At 33.9% G+C, this 22,786-nt stretch carries 25 protein-coding genes; 14 read left to right on the plus strand and 11 right to left on the minus strand.

Annotation, left to right across the window (positions count from 1 at the left end):
• The first annotated feature begins 2 nt into the window (after positions 1–2).
• Positions 3–182 carry an NUDIX hydrolase gene (locus ACIPKN_RS23065; protein ID WP_400940696.1) on the plus strand — a complete coding sequence of 60 codons (180 nt, stop codon included), beginning with the start codon at positions 3–5 and terminating at the stop codon, positions 180–182.
• A gap of 90 nt (positions 183–272) precedes the next feature.
• Here the strand turns inward: ACIPKN_RS23065 and ACIPKN_RS23070 are convergent, their stop codons facing one another.
• The 4 genes from ACIPKN_RS23070 to ACIPKN_RS23085 all read right to left on the minus strand — a co-directional run bounded on the left by ACIPKN_RS23070 (position 273) and on the right by ACIPKN_RS23085 (position 2,641).
• Positions 273–494: a hypothetical protein gene (locus ACIPKN_RS23070; protein ID WP_400940609.1), complete on the minus strand. Its 222-nt coding sequence runs from the start codon at positions 492–494 to the stop codon at positions 273–275.
• A gap of 205 nt (positions 495–699) precedes the next feature.
• On the minus strand, positions 700–1,032 hold the full coding sequence (locus ACIPKN_RS23075) for a hypothetical protein (RefSeq protein WP_400940612.1): 333 nt from the start codon (positions 1,030–1,032) through the stop codon (positions 700–702).
• Positions 1,033–1,157: 125 nt separating this feature from the next.
• Positions 1,158–1,547: a hypothetical protein gene (locus ACIPKN_RS23080; protein ID WP_142510632.1), complete on the minus strand. Its 390-nt coding sequence runs from the start codon at positions 1,545–1,547 to the stop codon at positions 1,158–1,160.
• A 5-nt stretch (positions 1,548–1,552) separates the two neighbouring features.
• Positions 1,553–2,641, minus strand: coding sequence for a hypothetical protein (locus tag ACIPKN_RS23085; protein WP_400940616.1), 1,089 nt, complete (start codon positions 2,639–2,641; stop codon positions 1,553–1,555).
• A 383-nt stretch (positions 2,642–3,024) separates the two neighbouring features.
• Between ACIPKN_RS23085 and ACIPKN_RS23090 the strand changes: the two genes are divergently transcribed.
• From ACIPKN_RS23090 to ACIPKN_RS23110, 5 genes are all read left to right on the plus strand, one after another.
• The gene (locus tag ACIPKN_RS23090) at positions 3,025–3,717 is read left to right on the plus strand and encodes an SDR family oxidoreductase (protein WP_400940619.1); all 693 of its coding nucleotides are present in this window, start codon (positions 3,025–3,027) and stop codon (positions 3,715–3,717) included.
• Positions 3,718–3,741: 24 nt separating this feature from the next.
• Entirely contained in the window at positions 3,742–4,044 is a 303-nt protein-coding gene (locus ACIPKN_RS23095) for a YciI family protein (protein WP_400940622.1), read from the plus strand.
• 260 nt (positions 4,045–4,304) lie between these two features.
• Complete coding sequence (locus ACIPKN_RS23100) at positions 4,305–4,916, plus strand: flavin reductase family protein (RefSeq protein ID WP_400940624.1); 612 nt, start codon at positions 4,305–4,307, stop codon at positions 4,914–4,916.
• Positions 4,917–5,132: 216 nt separating this feature from the next.
• Entirely contained in the window at positions 5,133–6,644 is a 1,512-nt protein-coding gene (locus ACIPKN_RS23105) for a serine hydrolase domain-containing protein (RefSeq protein ID WP_400940627.1), read from the plus strand.
• Positions 6,645–6,837: 193 nt separating this feature from the next.
• On the plus strand, positions 6,838–7,230 hold the full coding sequence (locus tag ACIPKN_RS23110) for a RidA family protein (protein ID WP_142510627.1): 393 nt from the start codon (positions 6,838–6,840) through the stop codon (positions 7,228–7,230).
• Between the two features lie 223 nt (positions 7,231–7,453).
• Here ACIPKN_RS23110 and ACIPKN_RS23115 read toward each other — a convergent pair whose 3' ends face one another.
• Both ACIPKN_RS23115 and ACIPKN_RS23120 read right to left on the minus strand, forming a co-directional pair.
• Positions 7,454–8,503, minus strand: coding sequence for a DUF418 domain-containing protein (locus ACIPKN_RS23115; protein WP_400940631.1), 1,050 nt, complete (start codon positions 8,501–8,503; stop codon positions 7,454–7,456).
• Between the two features lie 93 nt (positions 8,504–8,596).
• Positions 8,597–9,541: a helix-turn-helix transcriptional regulator gene (locus tag ACIPKN_RS23120; protein ID WP_400940634.1), complete on the minus strand. Its 945-nt coding sequence runs from the start codon at positions 9,539–9,541 to the stop codon at positions 8,597–8,599.
• A 100-nt stretch (positions 9,542–9,641) separates the two neighbouring features.
• Between ACIPKN_RS23120 and ACIPKN_RS23125 the strand changes: the two genes are divergently transcribed.
• On the plus strand, positions 9,642–10,175 hold the full coding sequence (locus tag ACIPKN_RS23125) for a dihydrofolate reductase family protein (protein WP_400940637.1): 534 nt from the start codon (positions 9,642–9,644) through the stop codon (positions 10,173–10,175).
• Positions 10,176–10,193: 18 nt separating this feature from the next.
• Here the strand turns inward: ACIPKN_RS23125 and ACIPKN_RS23130 are convergent, their stop codons facing one another.
• Entirely contained in the window at positions 10,194–11,216 is a 1,023-nt protein-coding gene (locus tag ACIPKN_RS23130; RefSeq protein WP_400940640.1) for a serine hydrolase domain-containing protein, read from the minus strand.
• Positions 11,217–11,505: 289 nt separating this feature from the next.
• Complete coding sequence (locus ACIPKN_RS23135) at positions 11,506–12,039, minus strand: class I SAM-dependent methyltransferase (RefSeq protein ID WP_400940643.1); 534 nt, start codon at positions 12,037–12,039, stop codon at positions 11,506–11,508.
• A gap of 376 nt (positions 12,040–12,415) precedes the next feature.
• On the opposite strand from ACIPKN_RS23135, the gene ACIPKN_RS23140 reads away from it, so the two are divergent.
• Positions 12,416–12,919: an AAA family ATPase gene (locus tag ACIPKN_RS23140; protein ID WP_400940646.1), complete on the plus strand. Its 504-nt coding sequence runs from the start codon at positions 12,416–12,418 to the stop codon at positions 12,917–12,919.
• A gap of 46 nt (positions 12,920–12,965) precedes the next feature.
• Here ACIPKN_RS23140 and ku read toward each other — a convergent pair whose 3' ends face one another.
• Positions 12,966–13,784, minus strand: coding sequence for a non-homologous end joining protein Ku (gene ku, locus ACIPKN_RS23145; RefSeq protein WP_400940649.1), 819 nt, complete (start codon positions 13,782–13,784; stop codon positions 12,966–12,968).
• A gap of 105 nt (positions 13,785–13,889) precedes the next feature.
• Between ku and ACIPKN_RS23150 the strand changes: the two genes are divergently transcribed.
• The 3 genes from ACIPKN_RS23150 to ACIPKN_RS23160 all read left to right on the plus strand — a co-directional run bounded on the left by ACIPKN_RS23150 (position 13,890) and on the right by ACIPKN_RS23160 (position 16,862).
• Entirely contained in the window at positions 13,890–15,713 is a 1,824-nt protein-coding gene (locus ACIPKN_RS23150) for a DNA ligase D (protein WP_400940652.1), read from the plus strand.
• 226 nt (positions 15,714–15,939) lie between these two features.
• On the plus strand, positions 15,940–16,383 hold the full coding sequence (locus ACIPKN_RS23155; protein ID WP_400940655.1) for a PH domain-containing protein: 444 nt from the start codon (positions 15,940–15,942) through the stop codon (positions 16,381–16,383).
• Positions 16,384–16,421: 38 nt separating this feature from the next.
• Entirely contained in the window at positions 16,422–16,862 is a 441-nt protein-coding gene (locus tag ACIPKN_RS23160; protein ID WP_400940658.1) for an NUDIX hydrolase, read from the plus strand.
• A 181-nt stretch (positions 16,863–17,043) separates the two neighbouring features.
• Here ACIPKN_RS23160 and ACIPKN_RS23165 read toward each other — a convergent pair whose 3' ends face one another.
• On the minus strand, positions 17,044–18,000 hold the full coding sequence (locus tag ACIPKN_RS23165; protein WP_400940661.1) for an MBL fold metallo-hydrolase: 957 nt from the start codon (positions 17,998–18,000) through the stop codon (positions 17,044–17,046).
• Between the two features lie 139 nt (positions 18,001–18,139).
• Here ACIPKN_RS23165 and ACIPKN_RS23170 point away from each other — a divergent pair, with 139 nt between their 5' ends.
• Both ACIPKN_RS23170 and ACIPKN_RS23175 read left to right on the plus strand, forming a co-directional pair.
• Positions 18,140–19,627 (plus strand): methyl-accepting chemotaxis protein, encoded by a 1,488-nt coding sequence (locus ACIPKN_RS23170; protein ID WP_400940664.1) that lies wholly within the window; start codon positions 18,140–18,142, stop codon positions 19,625–19,627.
• Positions 19,628–19,891: 264 nt separating this feature from the next.
• On the plus strand, positions 19,892–20,116 hold the full coding sequence (locus tag ACIPKN_RS23175; protein WP_400940667.1) for a VOC family protein: 225 nt from the start codon (positions 19,892–19,894) through the stop codon (positions 20,114–20,116).
• A 95-nt stretch (positions 20,117–20,211) separates the two neighbouring features.
• Here ACIPKN_RS23175 and ACIPKN_RS23180 read toward each other — a convergent pair whose 3' ends face one another.
• On the minus strand, positions 20,212–21,465 hold the full coding sequence (locus ACIPKN_RS23180; protein WP_400940669.1) for a nucleoside permease: 1,254 nt from the start codon (positions 21,463–21,465) through the stop codon (positions 20,212–20,214).
• A gap of 419 nt (positions 21,466–21,884) precedes the next feature.
• Here ACIPKN_RS23180 and ACIPKN_RS23185 point away from each other — a divergent pair, with 419 nt between their 5' ends.
• Positions 21,885–22,097, plus strand: coding sequence for a hypothetical protein (locus ACIPKN_RS23185; RefSeq protein WP_400940672.1), 213 nt, complete (start codon positions 21,885–21,887; stop codon positions 22,095–22,097).
• Positions 22,098–22,786 lie beyond the last annotated feature (689 nt).

The raw sequence follows: 22,786 nt of genomic DNA on the forward strand, positions 1-22,786 counted from the left end.
ATATAAAGAATGCAGTAGTTAGAGAGGTTAAAGAAGAATCAGGAATAATCATTGATATTATTGAATTTTGTGGAGTTTCACAAGAGTTGAAGGGAAATATATGTAATATACGGTGGTTAGGAACACCTATAAATGGAAGTTTAAAAACAAGTAAAGAAAGTTTAGAGGTCGTTTTTTTTTAGGAATTGAAGATGCATTAAAACTGATAAGAAATGATGACTTTAAAGAGGAATTTTTAAAATGTGTATATAAAGATAATCATCCATTTTTTATTACAATGTAAGTTCACCTGAAGAACTAACTTCATTTATTTTAACTTCAATATTGTTTTCGTTTTTAAAATGCTCAACTGTAACTTGTATTGCTTTTTCTTTAGTATCTGACCATACTTCTTCACTAAATCCCTTTGGCATACCTTGGTCGATTTGATGAAAAAAATAAGGTATTCCACTATTTATACGATAATCCGCAAATTTATGAAGAATAGATTTCATTTAACTATATATCCAAACAAAAAGGCAGAATTTATCCTACACATTTTGTAGATTAAATCTGCCTTTTAATTTTAACAGCAACAATCTTTTCAAAAACAGCTTAATAAAAAAAGTCACTAAAAAAAAAATGTAGTGAACCCCAAAAGTTAGATTTTAACCGGAATGGATTTTTCCTTTCTGGTTTTTCTTTTTGTTCTCTATTTAATTATTTTAAAGGAATACCAAGTCCTATGGCAGAAGCGATCGATACAATAGAGCTAATAACACCTAGTATACTAGTTAATTTCTCTAATGGTTTTTTAGCTTTCTCTTTATCTCCATTTTCTATATGAGTTTGAAGGAGTTCAAAATTAGCTTCCGCAATCTCTCGTTGTTCCTCAGCTAGGTGTTGAATTTCTTCATGAAGCTGTTGTAAAGCATTGATAATGTCATTAGGCAGGCTAGCTATCCCTTGATTGAGTGTACCATTGTTTTCAATAGTTATATTACCTTTGTTTTCTCCAAAAGTTAAACCACCATATTTACTAGAATCACCCATATAACCATCTCCTAAGATAATAGTAACTTTCCCGAGCTTTGATACTTTCTCTAATAATTGATCAGAATTTTCTTCGGCTAAAATACCGATAATTTCTCTTAAACTCTCAGGTTTATTTTGCTTACTTAACCCGACATTTTCCGTTTTGTTATTAATTTTTTTTTTGAAAAACTTTGTCTGAAATCATCACTTAATTCGATTATTGGAATGGCGTTTAAAGGATCAAAACAGTTTTCTGTACCACAATACTTGCAAGGAATGGAATCAATATTGTCAAGTTCAGATTTATTAGCAGTTAATATACTTCTACTACATTCCTCGCAGTGAAATTCTAATTTTATAACGAGCGCTTCTTTTTTTTCTAATTCAGATAATGTATCAATAACTACTCCAAGAGGTAAGTTAGTTATTTTTGCAATATAACTATGGTAAAATTTTCCAACCTTACTGATAGCAATTGCCTCAAGTGCATTATCTATTTTTTGAGAAATTTCCCATGGCTTTAAATTGCTCAATACTTTTACCTCGCAGAATAAATTTGGTAAATCAATTTTTCTCTAATATAATCCAATACAGGTTCAGACGCAAATGCATTGAACTTAAATGTCTTTGTATTGACACCGATTCGTATAGAATATTCTTGTTCCACGCCATCAACACTATGTTCAAATAATATGGATCCTTTTTGTTTGGATAGATAAGGTTCTAAATAATTGTATAAAGGTAAACCTCTTAGTTCTCTAATACTACCTAATCCTATTGTTTCAAGACCACTTAAAAGGAGCAGCGTAAAAGGTGTTGTTTCTAAAATGCCAGTAATATCTTCGCTATTTAAATTTTGCTCTAGAATGGATAATTCACCATTAGTATAGTATTCGTCAATTGCAGAAAGTATACTCACAATTGATTGGCCCTGTGTTTCTTCAAATGTATTTACGGATCCTGCTGGTCTTCCTGTAGCATCAATAAGCCTTCCTTGAAGTGTATCAGCTAAAGACTCAAGAGTACCCCCATACTTCTCTAACAAATCATGTTGTTTGAATTCATATTTATCATCGACTATTTTAGTTAACCAAGCAATGATTTTTTTGGCAACAGCTGAACTTGCTCGTACTTCAATTATTCCCTTGTCTTCATCAATATAAACTGTTGTTATTTCGTGTTTAATGTATTCTCTTCGGTTAGCTAAAAAGTAATCAACATTAACACCAGTTCTATGAATAAATCTTAAATAATATGCTTGAGAACCTTCGATTTCAGCAGCGGCAATAATCGCAGGATCAATAGGAACATTTTCGCTGTTTGGTGTAACTACTTTTTCGAAAGGGTTAAATGGCATTTTATCAATAATACTTTGTTTAAATCCGATTAAACCAGTATTATTTGTCGCCTGATACCAAGCTAAAGAAACTGCTCCGGAGAAAATATTATTGCTTATCATTTTAAGAACATCGCCTTCAATATGATCAAAAGAGTTCCACACTCTACTTGCTAATTCATTTACATTGCCAGTTGTTTCTAAAGTCAATTTATTACAAATTTCTTTGAGTTGAGTTTTGCTTAATCTATGCAAGTCTTGGGGGAAAATTAACGATTTAATTGTATTCATTTAACACCCTCCAGAATTATATTCTGTGTTCGATGAAATTATGTCGTTTTATTAATAAATATAATATTATATGTATTGAATAACCAAAAAATGACATAAAAGTGTTGATTGACATGGGGGTTTAAATGAATTGGAACTTATATGCATCGAAATGAATAAATATCGTTATAGTTCTTTAGTCTTTTTTGCTGTTTGAGGTTTTTAAAAGAAATAACTACTATTGATTAGAGAGTAGTTAGCTTTTAGGTATCATATTCAATTCATTTTGCGTTAGTTTCTTTAGTGCTCTCATAGATTTTTTTAAAAATTGAATAGGGCGGGAGTATTGATACAATTTAGCGTTCTGCTTCTGGTATAATTAACTGCGAGAGAGGATGATCAATATGAGCAAAAATATCGTTGTTATAACAGGGGCTGGCAGTGGTTTAGGTGCAGCACTTGCTAAAAAATACTCGTCTTTAGGCAATCACATTTGTTTACTCGGCCGTACGAAATCAAAGCTTGAGAATACGGCTAAAACTTTAACCAATGGCTATTCTATTTATGAGGTTGATGTTACTTCGAAACAAATGGTTACTCAAATAATGCGTTCTATACAAGATGATTTTGGATCAATTCCATTACTAATTAATAATGCTGGTGTTGGCTATTTTGATAAAGCTGAAAACTTGAATGAGGATTCAGTTCATCAAATGATTGATATTAACTTAAAAGGAACAATTTTTTGCACACAAGAAGTACTAAAAGGTATGAAAGAACGCAATGAAGGAACAATCGTCAATATCGTTTCTACAGCTGGTTTAGAAGGAAAAGTAACAGAATCTGTTTATTGTGCTAGTAAATTTGGTGTACGTGGATTTACAGAGAGTCTTGCACTTGAATTAAGCGATACCGCTATTAATGTATGTGCTGTGTACATGGGAGGCATGAGAACAGAATTTTGGGACGGTGTGTTTACCGAGGAAAAAACTAAGACATTAATGGATCCTAATGACATCGCGGATATTATTATGGAAAATATTAAACCAAGAAAAGCGTTAGCTGTAACTGAAGTTGTTATTAAAAATAGACGATAATCATTAACAAAGGAAGTTATGATAATGTTCATTGTTCTTGTAAAATATGTACAACCATTAAGTGTTGTAGACGCTTTTCTGCAACAGCACATTGACTTTTTAGATAGACATTATAAAGAAGGTCATTTTATCTTTTCTGGACGTCGTGGACCTAGAGTTGGTGGTGTTATTTTAGTAAATTGCCACGCAGAGGACGCTGTAAAAGAAATGATAGAAGAAGATCCTTTTTATAAAAATAAAATTGCTGAATACGAATTAATTAAGTTTTCACCGACTAAATTTGATGAGAAGTTTTCACCATTTATAAAAAATGTTCCTACTAATTAGAAAAAAGTATAGCTTTTACATAAAAAAAATACCGTAAGTGCGTAAAAGGCAATGACCAGATACTCAATTCATTTTGAGCCTGGTCATTTATTTTTTCATCAAAAATTTTACTCTTGTAATTTTAGTATTTTGCCCATATATCATCTTTTTCTCCATGCCAAAGTGCATCTAGAAGAAAGAAATGTAATCCATATTTCGATGAAAATCGAAATATCTATCTTGTACTATAGAAATTGAAAGTACGGATAGGAGGAGATAAAATGACTCAAATTGCTAACACAGAAATGATTAATCCAAAAATTCTTTACTACGGGACACCTGTAATTTTATTAACTACGCTAAATGAAGATGACTCAGTAAATATTAGCCCTCTTTCGTCATCATGGGCTTTAGGAGATTGTATTATTTTAGGAATTGGGCTTGGGGGAAAGGCTATTGAAAATTTAGAACGACATCCTGAATGTGTCATTAATGTTCCAGGTCCTTCATTATGGGGGAATGTAGAAAATTTAGCGCCATTTACAGGAAAAAAACCCGTTCCTGAGTATAAGAGAGCAAATGGATTCACATTTGAAAAAGATAAATATGAAATTAGTAATTTAACACCTAACGAGTCTAAATCAGTAAAGCCTACAAGAATTGCGGAGTGTCCAATTCAACTTGAGGCAAGAGTAAAACATATTCGAATCCCTGATTATGCTTCCTTTTTTGCCATTGTTGAGACACAAGTAATACATGTACATGCTCATAAGGAAATTATCGTTAAAGAAAATTATATTGATCCAAATAAATGGAGTCCACTCATTTATAATTTCCGCCATTATTTTGGACTTGGGCACCAGCTAGGGAAAGCTTTTAGGGCAGAAATTTAAATTTTAACGGTCAGCAAAAAAGGTCGGCTCTCATTTTTTATGGGTAGTTGATCTTTTTGCTTTTATTCAAGATTTTCTATAAGCACGGTACGTTACAAAACTGTCATGTTGTGATGTTATTTGTCATGTAAAACAATGGATATCGTATTAATTCCTTGTTATAGTTAACAAAGTCGTTAAGGAAGTTTAGAACCTTGTACCCAGCTTAAAGGAGAAATGAAAATGAAACCATCATTAAAAATCTATCCGTTTATATTAGCTATGATTGTCTTCTTATATAGTATAACGCCTAAAATAGCAAATGCAGATTCAACTGAAAAAATTCAGAAGATTGATCAATTTGTTAAAGAACAAAAGGCGATTAGTAAAATTCCTGGAATATCGGTAGTAATTGTTGAGAAGGGGAAAACGGTTTATGAAAAAGGCTTTGGATATGCCGATGTTCAGTCAAAAACACCAGTTACCTCTAATACATTATTTGAACTAGGATCTACATCGAAAGCATTCACAGGACTAGCCATTCTCCAATTGGAAAGGGAAGGCTTACTAAAACGTTCTGATGATGTCCAAAAGTATATCCCATGGTTAAAGTTAAAATATAATGGCAAGCCACAGTCAATTACTATTAATCAGTTTCTATATCATACAAGTGGCATAGCTACTAACACTATATATAATATTCCAAAAAGTAATGAACCGAATGCTCTTGAGTTGACCGTCAAAAAATTGCTTGATCAACTTTTAAATAGACAACCGGGTAGTTCATACGAATATGCAACACTCAATTATGATGTTTTGGGCCTAGTTATTGAAAAAGTTTCAAAACAACCCTTTGATATGTATATCAAACAGCATCTATTAGAGCCGATTAATATGAAGGATTCATTTGTTGGACTTCATCAAGTTAAATCTAATGAGATGGCGTCAGGATATAAGATAGGGCTTATGAAAGAGCAGGATTATACACCACCTATCTACCGTGGAAATGTGCCTGCTGGGTATATAATAAGTAACATAAATGATATAGCAAAATGGTTAAAGCTACAGTTAGGCAATAGCCAAATTTATTCGATTGATAAAAAAATTATTCAAGAATCACATACCCCAGATCAATCTGTAGAACCTTTCGATAAGGATACATACTACGCTAGTGGGTGGGGAGTTATAGAAAGAGACAAAAAACAATATTTATTTCATGCCGGCGAAAATCCAACATTTACATCTTATTTTATGATGCAGCCTGATGAACAATTGGGAGTTGCCATATTATCTAATATGAACTCGAGCTATACAACGGCGATAGGTCAAGGTGTGATGGATTTATGGGAAGGGAAAACGGTTGATACTGTTCATTCAGATAGCCTTCAGAAACTGGATAAAACTGTTTCACTTTTATGCGTGATTATTGTAGGCTTTGGGATGTTTTTAAGCATTCTATTGTTAACAACCTTGAGAGAAATTATTAAAAAACAACGAATTAAAGTAGCTTTAAATATGAAAAGGACCTTATTATTAATCTTGCATTCTGTAAGTGTGGCAATAATCTTTGCACTTATTAGTATGTCCCCAAAAATTTTATTAGAGGGATCAAATTGGGCGTTTATTAAAGTATGGGGTCCAACCTCAATCACTGTGTTATTTTATAGTGTTATAGTGGCAAGCGTGATTTATTTATTATTGGGGATAGTTAAGATTTTCACCAAAAAGCAAAATGAATTAAAAATGTAGAGATTTGATTGTTTATGAAAAACATGGTAAATTGAGAATACTTTAGGTAAGGGGGAGAATCCAAATGAAAAAAAGATCAATGCGTTTTTTAAGTATGGGTATTGGATTCTCAACAGCTGTTTTTTTCTAAAATTGAGTTTTAAGGGACGAGTCTGCCCTTTTTTAGAAAATACAAACCTAAAGGAGAATAACTATGAATCATAAAATAACACGCAAAAATCCTATCCAAGTACCTAGCCCAGTTGGCAATTACAGTCATCTTACAATAATCCCTAAGAATGCAACAATGTATGCATTATCTGGACAGATTGGAGTAGGGGTTAGCGGTGAGTTGCCATCATCACTATCTGAGCAGGTTAAAAATACGTTGAAAAATATTCAACTTATATTAGAGGCAGAGGGACTTAATGCAGACAATGTCGTGAAGGCCAATATTTGGGCAACAGAAGAAATTGATTGGGATGACTTCGATCAACAATGGGAATCGATGTTTGGAAATCCCTATCCTTCTATGACGATAGCCTATATTACTGCTTTAGGACTCCCTGATATTAAATTAGAAATAGATATTTGGGCTGCTAAATAAGCAGACTACCGACAAAATCTTTATGATTTTGTCGGCTTTTTATTTAAAGTAAAATAGAAAAAAGGTCACTTTTCCTAAGAAAAGTGACCAAAAAGTAAAGAATTAATGATGGGGGTGTGTGTCTTGCCCATTGTCTGAGCAAGTTGGAAGCGAATTAGGTACATTACTATTTTATGAAGAATTAAAACTAATTGTTAGGTATTTGTCATTTTAAGTTTTTTGGTTAGGAGCGTGCCTTAAAATTAGAAGTTTTTAGCAATGAAGGTACTGTCCAATAAGTACCCATTCGCCACAACCATTCTAATGGTCCAAATTTAAAGTATTTAAGCCAAATTTTGCTAAACAGTAATTGGAAAATGTAAATGCTTATGCAAATCCAAAGAGATTGGATAAAACGAATATTGCCAATAAGGTCAAAAGCATTGCCAATTAGTAAGATGAGCGCTGTTTGCCCTAAATAATTTGATAATGCCATTCGGCCATAGTCTTTTAATGGTGAAAGTAAGGTCTGGCATAAAGGAAGTTTAAGTAATAACATTAATAAACCTACATAAAATGCCGATACAAAAGGGCTAAATTGAAGACCGATTAATGAAAATTTTTCAATGTTTGTCATATGTTCTGTAATTTCATCCGTTGTCATATTGTCAATGTTCACCATTGCCTCGGGGACATAATTCCATTGATACAGCAAGCCACCTATGCTAATCATGAACATAATAACTGTAAAGGTTAATATGCTTTTACGATTGTCATGGATCTTTTCAAAAATTCGATATTGCCCAGCAGCTAATCCTAGTAAAATTAGTGGAAACGGCATAGCGATTTTGATGCCATAATACGCTGTTACGGCTAATAGGATAAGCCCTAAAGTGACGTTTATTTCTTTACGAACTTTGTAAAATGGTAATGCAATTAGCCCGAAAATTGCATAGACGGTTAATGCTTCTCCAGGTTGGAAATAAAAATGTACAAGCCCGATTAACAATAAAATAATAATTCTTCTAATAAATAAAAGATAGGCGTTATTATTTTTAGCCATTGCTCGGGAAATAAAAATATAAAATCCTACACCAAATAAAAATGAAAAAATCGAGAAAAACTTACCTTCCACAAATAATATTAAAAATCTATTATATGCAATATCTATAGATGTGTCCGGTGTTTTAATCCATAATAATGCCGGAATATTTACTAAAATAATTCCTAATAAAGCAAATCCTCTTAAATAATCTAATGTATCAATTCGTTTGTTTAATTCAATTGGTTGCATTTTTTCTCCTCCTTACTTACTAAGTATAAGAAAATTGTCCATAAAGTAGTAACGATGAATGTTACGCCAATCTTACAAAATCGTCATTTAACATTAATCATTTTCTGGATATATAGATAGGATGTCCTTTGCCTGCTGTCGTAAAATATTGATTAATTCTTTTGGTTCTATAATTTGAGCATGCATACAAAGTCGATAAAAGAGGGGACTTATAAAATTTAGTTCACCTTTGTCTATCATGGAATCGATATAGCCTGTGCCATCTTCATTGATGACGACTAAGTCTTCAAGGTTTGGTTCGCTTTTGCATTGTCGTACACCTTCCCTTGATAATAGTACATGTAAACGAATGGGTTGTTTAATCTCATAGGTGTTGCCAAACCACTCCTCTAGATTAAAAATTTCCTCTTTGTTTTCTTCGCTTTTTACGATAGAAAGAATACGATCTACACGAAACAATAATATTTTTTGTTTAGTGAAATCAAAGGCGGGCATATACCATAATCCATCATGTGCGTAAACACCAATAGGATGAATATGTTTCGTTGTTGTACCCGATTTAGATTCATATTGAATATGTAGATTTTTGTTTTCAATAGCTAGCTCTAAAACAGCTTTCAATAAAGGTGTTTCAATCGCTCGTTTAGGATTCCAAAACGCGATATAGGATTGAAGTTTATCCACTTTCCGCTTCGCCTCCTTCTGAAGCGAGTTATAAAGCTTATGAGAAGCGGACTTACTTTCCGTATTAAAAGGTAAATCACGATAATAGTGCAGTGATTGAAACGCAAAGAAAATTGAAACTGCTTCATCTTCTGTAAATAAAATAGGGGGAAGAAGTCTGCTCGATAGAACAGTATAGCCACCGTTTCGCCCTTGTTCAGCGTAAATAGACAAGCCCATATCACTTAAATCTAAAATATAGCGATGAACCGTACGAATCGATATATTGAATTCATCAGCAATTTCCTGAGCGGTAAATTTCTTTTTTGCACTAACAAACAGCAGGATATCTAATAAACGTTGTGCTTTTGACATTTTCTCACCTTTTCTTTTAATCATGCCAGTAGTTGTCATGTATTGTGTATAGTATAAATATTGTTCATGATTTTTACAAAAAAGAAAAGGAGATGACAGTATGTCACGAGAAATCATTTTATTTATTGCGACTAGTATGGATGGATTTATTGCGAAAGAGAATGATGATTTACAATGGCTAGAAGAAACAGAGGGGGAAGGAGATGCTGGCTATTCAGACATGTATCAATCCATCGATACTATTATTATGGGCAAGAGAACGTATGATTACGTTGTAGACCATATTGAGTCTTTTCCATATCCCGATAAGAAATGTTATGTATTCACAACATCACGATCTGGTAAAAACGAACATGTTGAGTTTGTGAATGAAGATGTTGTAGCGTTTACAAAAAAATTAAGGGAACAGGATGGCTCGAAAATTTGGATGGTTGGTGGGGCAGAAATTCTAGATGCCTTCATGAAGGAAGCGTTAATAGATGAAATAATTATTACAGTTACACCGCATCTTTTAGGCTCTGGAATTCCACTGTTTAAGGATCATAACCCACATCAAGATTTGAAGTTAGTCAATACACAACGCTGTGGGCAAATGGTGCAAATGCATTATGAGGTGAAGAAAGAGGCTGAATGATAGCCTCTTTTTCTGTTTTTAGTCATGCGAATGGTAGATTTCACCCATGATACCCTTCATTTGATGCGTACCTGTATCAGTATTGGTCATCATAACAATTCCTTGTTCGAGGTGTGGATAGGCTACTAGCATACATTGAAACCCAGTACCCCAGCCAAGAGAAGAAAATTCGAGCTTTTCGCCCGTGCCATCTAGAAATACCCCAAGGCCCGCCCATTCTTTACATCCCTGTGGACGGCACAGTTCATTTAGTTGTTTTGTCGTAATGCCAATTTTACTTTGTCCTTTAACAACTGTCATTACATCCAGTAATAATTTTGTTAAATCGCTTGGGGTAGTCCATATACCACAAGCCGCAATATAAGGGTAAATAGAATAGTTCCCTGGAATTAATGCCCCACTTCGATCGTGACCACATGCGAAATTATCTAAATTTGATGTTGAAAGAGAAGTAGAGAATGTACTGTTCGTCATGCACAGTGGTTTAAAAATAATATTGTCCATGAGATGAGAAAAAGGTTTTTGCGTTATATCTTCAATTAATAATTGAATAAGACAAAAGCCTGCATCAGAATAGTGAAATTTACTTTCAGGCTCAGAAGTCACTTCGATTGAAGTTGCGCAATAAGGAGTTGTACCATTCAATATTTCCACCATGGACGGTATTTCGTGAAAAGATTCTAGTTCCATAAAACTGCCCTCAGGGTCCACAATACCAGATTGATGACATAGTAAGTTGCGTAATGTAACTTTTTTGTGCTTTGTCAATGGATTGTCAGGAATCTTCCATGAAACTAATTTTTTATTAACATCTTCATCTAAATCTACCATCCCTTGTTCCACTAATTTCATCACTAAAATACTTGTTAGAAACTTACTGATCGAGCAAGCATTAAAAACGGTATGTTCATTAACTTTTTTATCGGTACCTGCCTCCAGAACACCGAAATGACCTGTGTTACTGATTTTTCCCTTATCGATAGCTACTAGACTTAGGCCAGCTATACGGTAATGCTCCATGCGTTCACGAATGTTTATCATCTACTTAGCTCCTAATTTTTTCTTAATTATAACAGAATGTCGGAACTGGTGTTCGTTTTTGTTTTATTTTAGTAAACGTGCGTGTACAATCATTGATGGACTATCTTTTGTAAAGTCATTTTTGTTCCATGATCCATATATGTGTAACACTTCGAACCCATGTTGTTCTAATAGCCTCTTCATTTCCAATGGATATGTATAGCGAAGTCGAATTGAATCTTCGAAAGTAGCGTGTTCTAGCTTATTTATAGAACGGCAAGTTAAGATTTGTGTGGTAGGGTCATATTCTTCACGATGCTTGCTGAATAGTTAGTTTTCCACCTTCGCTATTGACTGAACTTTCTTCGTATTCATCCACAATAGACAGTTCACTTAGAATAGCATTTCTCGTATCGAATACAAATTCTCCTCCTGGATGTAAGTGCTTTTTAACGGAATGGAATAAAGCATTTTGACTTTCATTACTTAAAAAATGTTGAAATGCATTTCCTGTCATAAAGACAAAATTTGATGTGATTGGTAATTGAAGCTGTGTACAGTCTTGCACAGTAAAATGTACATTAACATTCTCCTTTTTCGCTTTTTCAATTGCCAATTGCAGCATCCCTTCATGGATATCTACTGCATAAACATTGAATCCCTGCTTGGCAAGCGGAATAGCTAATCGGCCAGTGCCACAGGCTAATTCAATTATCGTATCATTATTTTTGTTAAGAAGATTTTCAATAAAATATAAATCCACGTTATAATTTTCATGAAGTGCATCATATTCAATAGGGTTATTATATTTCTCTAAATTTCCACTAAACTCATTTTGATACATACAATTTAGCTCCTTCAAATTTATCTTTATTTGTAAGAATATTGTACAATAAATATAATATTCTTACAAAATGGACTAATAGCATAAATGTGGGTTGATTTCCGTTCCGGCTGGGCGCTTTCCTGGGGGCGTCCGATGAGCCGCTTCACTCGCGAGGCTCGCTCCAGGGTCTCGGGCCAACAGGATGTTGGTCACGAAGGCGTTATCACAGGACGTGATGCTTTTAGCCTTCGTTCCTCTATATCGCTAATCCCCAAGGAGTCGCCCAGCCTCCACTCCAATCTACTTAAAAATGTCTCTTTTTAATAAATTTCCATCCCTAAGTTTTAGTGATGAACCAATAAATAAACAAATTATAAAGGATAGGGGGATTCTTTTGAACAAGAAATTTCCACGCAAAATACATATCATAGGCTCTGTTGCTAGTGGGAAAACAACTTTTGCGAAAGAATTATCCACGAAATTAAACATACCATATTATGAATTAGATAATGTTGTTTGGATAAGGCAAAATTCCGGTGATATTAGAAGGACCGATCAACAAAAAGTGGATTATTTAAATAATATTATTCTTACAAATGCGTGGATTATTGAGGGCGTTCATAATGAGGACTGGGTAGCACAAAGCTTTTTGAATGCCGACTTAATTATTTTTTTAGATACAAGTTATTTCATCAGAATCTATCGAATAATAAAAAGATTTACGCTACAAAAACTCGGTTTGGAAAAGTCCAATTACAAACCAACTTTTACGATTTTCATTAAAATGTTTAAGTGGAATCGTTATTTTGAGGAGATTGGCAAACCTAATTTTTATCACAAATATGGAGTATATTATGACAAGCTTTTGGTCGTATCAAATAAGAGGCAGATTTTTTAAAAAAAGCATATCCAAAAATAATGGATACGCTTCTTCCGTGTACATTTTAAGCATTTTTTTTCGTTCTCGGTGCTCGTTTTCTTGTTGCTGGCTTTTTTGTTTTTTCTAATGAGGCTTGAAGAGCTGTCATTAAGTCCGTAACGTTATCAGGTACTGGACGTTTATCGCTTGTCGAGATTGTATTTGTAGCTTTTTTCTCCTCTATAAGCTCCATTAAAGCATTGCGATAGTCATCTGTATATTTTTCAGGATTAAATTCTGTTGTTAATTGATCGACTAACATGAGTGCGGTTTCTAGCTCTTTTGGAACAATGTTTTGTTCACTTGGAATACTTGGAACATCACCAACACTCCTTACTTCATCAGGGTAATGAATCGTTTCCATCACTAAAGCGTTTTGATAAACACGGACAATTGCTAATTGCTCTTTTGAACGGATAATAATTTTGGCCACACCTATTTTTCCAGATTGTTCTAATGTTTGACGTAATAGGGCATAAGCCTTTCCGCCAGTCGAATCAGGGGATAAAAAATAAGTACGTTCAAAATAAATAGGATCGATTTCAGTTAATTTTACAAAATCAATGATTTCAACTGCCTTATCTTCATTTTCCTTCCGCAAGTTCTCTATTTCTTCTGGATCTAATACGACAAACTTATTTTTGGCATATTCATATGCTTTAACAATATCCTCATCTTTTACTTCTTGGTTACAGCCTTCACAAACCTTTTTATAGCTAATAGGGGTATGGCATTCTTTATGGAGTTGTCGTAATTTAATGTCTTTATTTTCAGTTGCAGCATGAAGTTTTACTGGTATATTGACAAGACCAAATGAGATGCTGCCTTTCCAAACTGTATGCATTTGTATCACCTCGTTTTTTCTTACTATGATATATTTTGCTTATTTTTATGTATCTTAAAGTGAAATCGTCAAAAACTGAAGGTAAAAAGCAAAGTAGGTATTCAAATGAAACCAATGCTATTAACAGAAGTGCTCGAAACGCCTATCGGTGAGGAATGGATGTACGAAACAAAATATGATGGATTTAGATGTATGTTAGTATGGGACGAACAGCCGATGCTAATAAGCAGAAATGGCAATAACTTAACTCACCTGTTTCCAGAGATACTTGATTTTTGTAAAAGCATATTTAATCACATTAAAAAGTTTTTACCATTAACATTGGATGGTGAATTAGTTTGTTTAACGAATAACTTTAAAAGTGATTTTTCACTTGTCCAAAAAAGAGGGCGGATGCAAAACAAAGAGGTTATTACTACGCATGCAAAAGACTTTCCTTGTCATTATATTGCGTTTGATTTACTGAGCTATAAAGGGGAGTCGCTGACCAATAAATATTTAAAAACACGCAAACAGCAACTTTCTAAGCTTTTTACAACTTTAAAGCTCCCGGCGACTGTCAATTATGAGGATTCATGTCCTTTGCAAGTGATTAACTGTGTGGAACATAGTGAGCCCCTTTGGCAGGCTATTAAGATTTACAATGGAGAGGGAATGGTTGCAAAGAAGAAAACGAGTAAATGGATAGAAGATACACGCTCGACCCATTGGTTAAAAATAAAGAATTGGAGATATGTAACCGTCATAGTGACGAAATATGATCATGGAAATGGTTATTTTCATGGCAGTATTTATCTACAGGGAGTGCTAGTTGAAGTAGTTATTTTTAAACATGGAATGTCAGAGGAAGAGCGGAAAACACTCATTGCTTTTTTTCAAGCAAATGGACAGAGGAATAATGAAACATGGAAGCTGGAGCCATCCATTTGTCTTGATATTGCCTGTATTGATTTCGATGGAAGCAAATGTCGAGAACCGCGTTTCCATGCATTCCGGCTGGAGATGTTGCCAGAGGACTGTCATTGGCAGCATATGCAACGTCAACTTTATCCTATTCCTGATTCGGTGCAGATTACGCATCCTGAAAAGCCTGTTTGGCCAGAAATCGGTATTACGAAGGATGATTATTTGCATTATTTGCAAATGATTTCTCCGTATTTGCTACCTTTTTTACGAGACCGACCACTTACGTTAATACGATTTCCTCATGGAGTGCCCGGTGAAAGCTTTTATCAAAAAAGTAGTCCTGAGAAAAAACCTGAGTTTGTTGCAACAGGATGGATGGACGATATTCATTATCTTGTATGCAACAATCTTGAAGCATTATTGTGGATAGGCAATCAGCTTGCACTAGAGCTGCACATACCATTCCAAACATTGCAAACTGAGCATCCGACTGAGATTGTTTTTGATTTAGATCCTCCTTCTGTTGAGCAATTTTCACTTGCTGTTACCGGGGCACTGGATTTAAAGGAAATTATCGAATATTTTAAGCTACAATCTTTTGTTAAAACATCAGGAGGCAAAGGCATACAGTTATATATACCGTTACCCGAAAATGCCTTTACTTATGAAGAGGTGCGAGTATTTACTGAATTTGTCTGTCGTTTTTTATGTGAGCAAAAGCCGGAATTGTATACAATCGAACGATTAAAAAAGAATAGACATCAAAAATTATATTTAGATTATGTGCAGCATGCAGAGGGCAAAACGATTATTGCCCCATACTCAACTCGTGGCAACGAAAAGGGGTTAGTGGCAACGCCATTACACTGGGAAGAAGTCAATGAGCATTTAACACCAGACCTCTTTACTATTCCCGCTGTACTGGAGCGAATGAAAAATGTGAGCAACCCATTTAAAAATTTCCGTCAAGTAGGGGAAAGTCAGGATTTTAAATTAGCTTTAGAGCGTTTAAAAGAGCAATGATGTGCTTACTATGTATAACCAGGCTGATAAGAGCAAAACTTCGATAAAAGGAACAAGCGTCGGCATTATTGTCGGTGCTTTTTAACTAACTTATTTGTAATCTATTTCTCTCATGTTTGATACATCAAAAATTAATGTTAAATTACTTATAAGGTTGACTTGATCTACTTATTATTTCTGTTCGTTAAATTTAGCAAAGATAAATAAGAAAGGTGGGATAACTATTATGGTTTATCAAGCAAAAACAAATATTTTTTTCACAATCATTATGTTTTTATTGGTTTGGATATTTGGCGCTATATCACTTCTTCCGTTCATCACATCTTTATCAACTGTTTTTATTATGTCAACGGCCTTTATTGTTTCAATAGTTTTTATTTTTTGGTACGCAAGTTCGATTAAGTTTGTTTTCTATGAAAATTATCTTTTAGTCAAAGGTGGGCCATTCAAAAGTAAGATTCCGTATCAAAGTATAACAAGAGTTTCTCCTACGACAGATAAGTATACTGGTTATCTAATTTCATCATCTGATAAGGGGCTGGAAATATTTTATAAAACGGCAGCCAATGGTCGTATAAAAATTTTACCAGAAGATAAAATGAAGTTTATTTTAGAGTTGAAAAAACGATGTCCTAATGCACAAATTCCGCAGAATCAACAATTCGAGTAATTAAAACCTATGCAAATGAAAAAGGTATGAGGTGAAAAATGAAAATCGAATTTTATGATATTGGTTCAGTAAATGAAGAAGAGTTAGGATTTTCTGTGATAAGTGCTTATTATCAGGGACAATGGGTTTATGTTAGACATTTTAATCGGCAATCTTGGGAGATACCTGGTGGTCACAGAGAACCAGGTGAGATGATTGATGAAACGGCAAAAAGAGAGTTGTTTGAAGAGACTGGATGTAAAGAAATTAACCTATCACCAATCTGCGATTATTCAATGGATGATTCCTTAAAAAAAGTTTATGGAAGATTATACTTTGCAAGGATTAAGGAAATTGGTCAATTACCTGTTTCTGAAATTGATGAAGTAAAACTTTTTAGTAGTCTACCAAAATTTCTAACATATCCTGAGATTCAGCCCAGGTTATTTAAAAAAACACTTACTTTTATAAAGACTATGGAGATTTGTACTAAAGAATAAGAATGAGGAACTATATTTATTTAGGTTCCCTTGTAATTTTTTTATTAGTTTTTTTAATTAATGCAGGTTTGAAGGGGAGGTTGGTTTTATTGAATTGACAATTCCCTTAGTCGATAACTGTTGAAGAAAAAAGAACATAAAAGAAAACAGAGAGGATTACTCCTCTCCAGTCAAGTCTGCTTTAATTTTGGGAATTCTTTTTCTCTAAGTAATCCAGAATCCCCATAGACGAAACAATGGTATCGAATGGGATTGTTTGATAAACCGGATGATTTTCTGTGATGCCATTTTCCTGTAAGTAGTTATACAAAAGTTCCTTCAAGCGAATATCTAAAAATTGTACTTGTTCTTTAAATTCGCTAGATACCGTTAACGCCTTTTTCCCCTCAGCTAAAAATAGCGGTGTCCAGTAGCGCACTTGTCTATAAGCTTCAGCTGGATTTTTATAAGCACCGAAATGACCGAAATACAATTCTGAAGCATTTAATTTTTCATAAAGCTGGATAGACTGCTCCATTGTATCTGGATCATACTGATTCGGTGAAGTGGAGGGAATAATTAAATCAATGGATTCGTTCTCCATTTCCGGATAACGTACACCAGTAGTATCTCCTACAAACAAGCCATTCGTAGCAGAATAATGCATGGATACATGATGCCTTGCATGACCTTCTGTATGATAAAACGTTAACTGATGTTGACCTAAAGATAGTACTTCCTCATGTCCAATTTCTATAATGCGTTCAGCATCGATAGGAACAATTGGATCAAATAGACGATCGAATTCTGCTCCATAAACACTCTGCGCACTTGCAATTAGACGACTAGGATCAACCATATGAGATACACCTCGTGGATGTACAACAAATGTTGCATTTGGACAGCTTTGTAAAAACAAGCCTGCACCTCCGGCGTGATCTAAATGAATATGCGTAACAATTACATATTGAATATCCTCTAGAGAAATATGTAATTCATCTAAACCTTCTACTATAAATGGCATAGACGGACTGGCGGAAGTCTCGATTAATGCAATTTTTTCATCGATAAGCAAATAAGAGCTTGTACGCTGTTCTCGATTTAAATCGTGTGTATCAATACAATAAAAATTTGGTGCAAGTTTTTGGCCGCTCCCCATTAAATGCTCCCCCTTTATTTTCGAAGTGTATTAAAAATTCTCTAAAACACATTTTTTATCTACAAAAAGTAGTTGTTATACTTTATAATAATAGAAAAATACAATGAATGTCCATTCATTTTTTAGGGGGGAACTATTTATGGAGAAAAAAATTCGCTACGATACTAGAAAAGTCCATCGTGTTAATTTAGCCATTATTTCAATTTTGGCTGTTTTAATTTGTGGACCGTTGATACTCTCAAAGGGCATTATGTTCTTATTTGTTGGACTAGCCGTTATGGCATTAGCAGTTTGTAATTACTTTTTACCAATTAACACGTATGTTAAAGGCTTTATTTTTGGAATGATTCCTTCAAGTACTGTTTTTGCTTTATTTTTAGTTGATAGTTTTTCATTAAATAAACATTATATTTTACTTTGTTCGGTGGCCATTATCGCCCTTTATTTTAAAAAAGAATTACTTGTATTTTTTGGTGTGCTGACAAATATCAGCTTTCTGATTCTTTATATGGCTAATTCGAAATCATTATTAGGGCCATTTGATGATATGACTGTATTTATAACGCTATTTGCGATAATGAATGGCGTCATAATTGCATTATATTTAATCGCTAAATGGGGCAATGAACTAATTGAACATGCTGCAATTCAACAAAATGAAGTGAAGACGTCATTAAATGACCTTGAAAATACGTTTCAGGAAATTGAAAAAAGTAGTCAAGCGTTGGATGAACACGTTACACAATTCCAACAAACAATGCAGCGAATATCTGGATCAAGTAAACAAATTCTTATAGCTACAGAGGATATTTCCGCAAGTATTCAGCAGGAGTCATCTAGCTTGCAAATGATTCATGGCACGATGAAGGAATCTGTGCATTTTGTCAACGAAACATTCTCAATTTCAAAGGATACTATTTCTAAATCTACTGATTTGCAGCAAGAGATATTAGTAGGATGGAAGAAAATGCAAGATGCGATGGTGCAAATGGGCGTTATGAATCAAGCGATGAGTTCTACAGCTGAAACTGTGAATGAGTTACAGACAAACTTGAAAACGGTAGATAGCTTACTAAATGGTATACAGCATATTGCAGAGCAGACGAATCTACTTGCTCTTAATGCTGCAATTGAAGCGGCAAGAGCGGGGGAGCATGGTAAAGGATTCGCCATCGTTGCTGATGAAGTACGGAAATTAGCGGAAGAAAGTGCTGCTATTACGGTAAGTATTACGAATGTAACGAGAACTTTGTTCGCAAAATCAACAGAAGCTCATCAACGCTCCAATGACGGTGAAAAAGCGTTACAACAAGGGGAAATGCTGTTACAAGATGTAAGCAACTTCTTTACTATTTTAAAAGATTCATTTTCAAAGTCTAACTTCGATTTAACAAGAGGAATGAATGAACTAAGCAGCGCTATTTCGCAGTTTGAAACAATCCAATTACAGATTGAAAAGCTAAATGATATGACCGAACAAAATGCAACTTCCACAGGAGAGATTGTACACTCGGTGGAGGACGAACATAATATGCTAGAGATGATGACGAACACAACTAGTCGTATTCAGGAATTAAGTGGTACATTAAAGTCGCTTGTTATGAAAAAGGAAAGGGAATCTTTTTAAAAAACGAGAAGCCTATAAAGGTTATATGGTAGATAGCCAATTAGTTGACTAAAAGAGACTGTGACATAATTATATTTCCAAGAAGAAAATAAAATTTCACATTAGAATAGCGCAAGAAATCAACGTTCTTAAATTGATTTCTCGCGCTTTTTGAGGTTTTGATTGACGGGATGAAAATAGCTTAGGTACTCTCGTAGGTATCATTACAACAATACTATTTTTACCATCATTTAATGAAAAAAGGAACTTGAAGGAGACTAAAATTTGAAAATATTCGATTATAAAAAAAACCGGGTCGGCCCCGTATTGTTGATGTCAACTAAACAGCAACCTCTAGTTCTATCAAATATTCCACATGCTAATGCAGTAATTTACTTTTCAGACCCAGATGGTAATTCATTAGAATTAATTACACCCTTGAAACTAGATGATGTTGAGAGCTTTGATGAAATGTCTCTTGAAGAGTGGAGAAAAAATTATTCCTTGTAGCAGAATTTGCGTAATTCTTTAAGTAATTCTATTACAGTAAAGAGCCTTACACCACGGACGGTAAGGCTCTTTCTTTTCCTTGAAAGAATAATTCACTATTTCATTGTTACATTTTTCATTTCATTACTGGCATGGTTATATTTAAAAACGATGGCAAAAATGATGGCCAAAATGAGTGTATACGCTCCAAAGAACAACCAAATATATTGCCAATTCCTTACTCCGTCAACTGTAAAATAATCAACTACTTTTCCACTAATAACAGCTCCGAAATAGGCACCTATGCCATTGACCATTGTACTAAATAATCCTTGAGCACTACCACGAATGCGGTGGTCGACTTCTTTTTCCATAAAAATGGCTCCCGAAATATTAAAGAAATCAAAGGCGCAGCCGTAAACAATCATTGATAATAACAATAAGAAAAATCCTCCGCCAATTGGGTTTCCATACCCAAAGAAAACAAAACGTAATGTCCATCCCACCATACTGATCAGTATTACATTTTTAATGCCATACTTACGTAAGAAAAATGGAATGGTCAGAATAAAGAATACCTCTGAAATTTGTGACACTGATAATAAAATAGCTGGGTATTTTACCGCAAAGCTATTTTTATAATCAGGGTTTAAGGCGAAGTCGTGTAAAAATGGATCACCAAATGTATTAGTAATTTGAAGCGCAACACCTAATAGCATTGCAAAAATTAAAAACAACGCCATTTTTTTATCTTTAAAAAGAACAAAAGCGTCTAGTCCCAAAAGGCTTACCAACGACTTGCCCTTAACTGCATTAGAAGTTGGGCAGGCAGGAAGTGAAATTGTATATAGTGCAAGTAGCAACGAAGAGCCGCTAGCAATAAAAAGCTGAATATTACTTAATTCAATTTTGGCAAGACTAATAATCCACATCGCAAGAATAAAACCAATTGTCCCATAGACACGAATAGGTGGGAAATCCTTTACAACATCAAGTCCTTTGTCTTCTAGGTAAAAATAAGAAATTGTATTCGATAAAGCAAGTGTTGGCATATAAACGATTGAGTTAAAGAACATTACCCAGAACATCATTGAAGGATCTGAAATTTGAGCAGCAAAAAATAAGGTAATCGCACCGAGGAAATGCAATATTCCGTATAACACATTTGCTTTTACCCACCGATCTGCAATAATACCTATAAGGCTTGGCATAATAATGGCTGCAAGACCGTTAGAACTATACACGACTCCAACTTGTGCACCAGTAAAATGCAACGTATTGATCATATAAGAACCAAATGTAACAAGCCAAGATCCCCAAATAAAAAACTGTAGAAAAATCATTATTTTAAGACGCAATGTTATATTCATTTTTTCCTCCTTTAGAAAGTGATGGAGTTTTATTTACTTTGTGATGTTCTGCGCTAATGTTGCTATTGAGTACGCCTTTGTTGAAGTAGGAGAGGTTACTGTTTTAGACTTTAGAACATACCTACAGCATTTGCTCCTAATGACAGATTCATACGAATTTTATTGGAGTTTCTTCTGTTGATTCTTAGATAAGAATTAACAGAATTGTTTTGTGTAAATCGCGGCAATGTATACGCTTTTCACGAAGATGCCAAAAACGTGAAAAAATACTGCAAGGAGGATTTTACCTTTATTAAACCAACATCTGTATATTCGTTTCTAAAACATGTACTAGCTCTTAAATTTTTGATGTGCAATCTAATTGCTAAATAATATAATTATTGAGTGATGTAAAAACTTAAAGTTTAGGAGTAGGTACAATGTTTATTATGGCAATATTGGTCACTTTAATTTTCGGTAGTTTTTCTTACATGTTATTAAAGTTTCTAGAGGATTTTTTAAAAATGAGTTCCTTTTCAGATAAATTTACTAAGAAACCATTTTTAAAAAAATTCGTAAAGTTTACGGGCTGGTGGTTTTTAATACTAGTAGTAGGCGTGTGGATTATAGCAATCATCTCTTTATTTGAATAAAATTATGAGAAGTAGTTGAAAAGCATGGCTGATAATGAGGATTGTCATTTTAACACATAGTTAGGGGAAACTAAGGGATAACATTTCTATACATATTGATCGTAACTTTTTTCAATAAAATGATACTCATATAAAAATAGTGATAATTTTTTCCGCTTTCCAATTACTTCTATATACGCAGTGCGATTTATATACAAATTCGCACTGCATTTTTTGTAAACGAGATTACTGTGTACTTTTTGGTCCATCATTTTAATAATGATGTGATTAATAATAAAATCTAATCACTTTACGCCCGAGTGCAGAACTTGAAGCGTTGTTTGAGTGACAAAAAGAAGGAGAAGGAACACGCAGCGAAATTTTGTTTTTTGGGAAGAGTTTGGCCTTCCAAAATCAAAATCATTCCCGTCGAAAAGATGGCTTGTCAGTTACACTAAAATATTGACAGTCCCTTCAAACTTTTCACTGACTGCAATTTTTAACCTACAATTTAATTGGTAGTTAGAAGTTAATAAATTTGTAAGGAATGGGTAAGAAAAAAGAGAAAATCGATTTGTACAATTTAAAGTAGTAACTGGGAAAATTAAATGACTCATAGTGACAATTATCTGTTATTGGTGGTATAAAAAGCATATGAAGCGGAGAGAGGTGACTCCGCAGAAATGCCTGATTTAGGTATGAGGAATGAG

The organism is Lysinibacillus sp. NPDC086135 (assembly GCF_044746345.1).
In the GTDB taxonomy this organism is placed as follows: domain Bacteria; phylum Bacillota; class Bacilli; order Bacillales_A; family Planococcaceae; genus Lysinibacillus.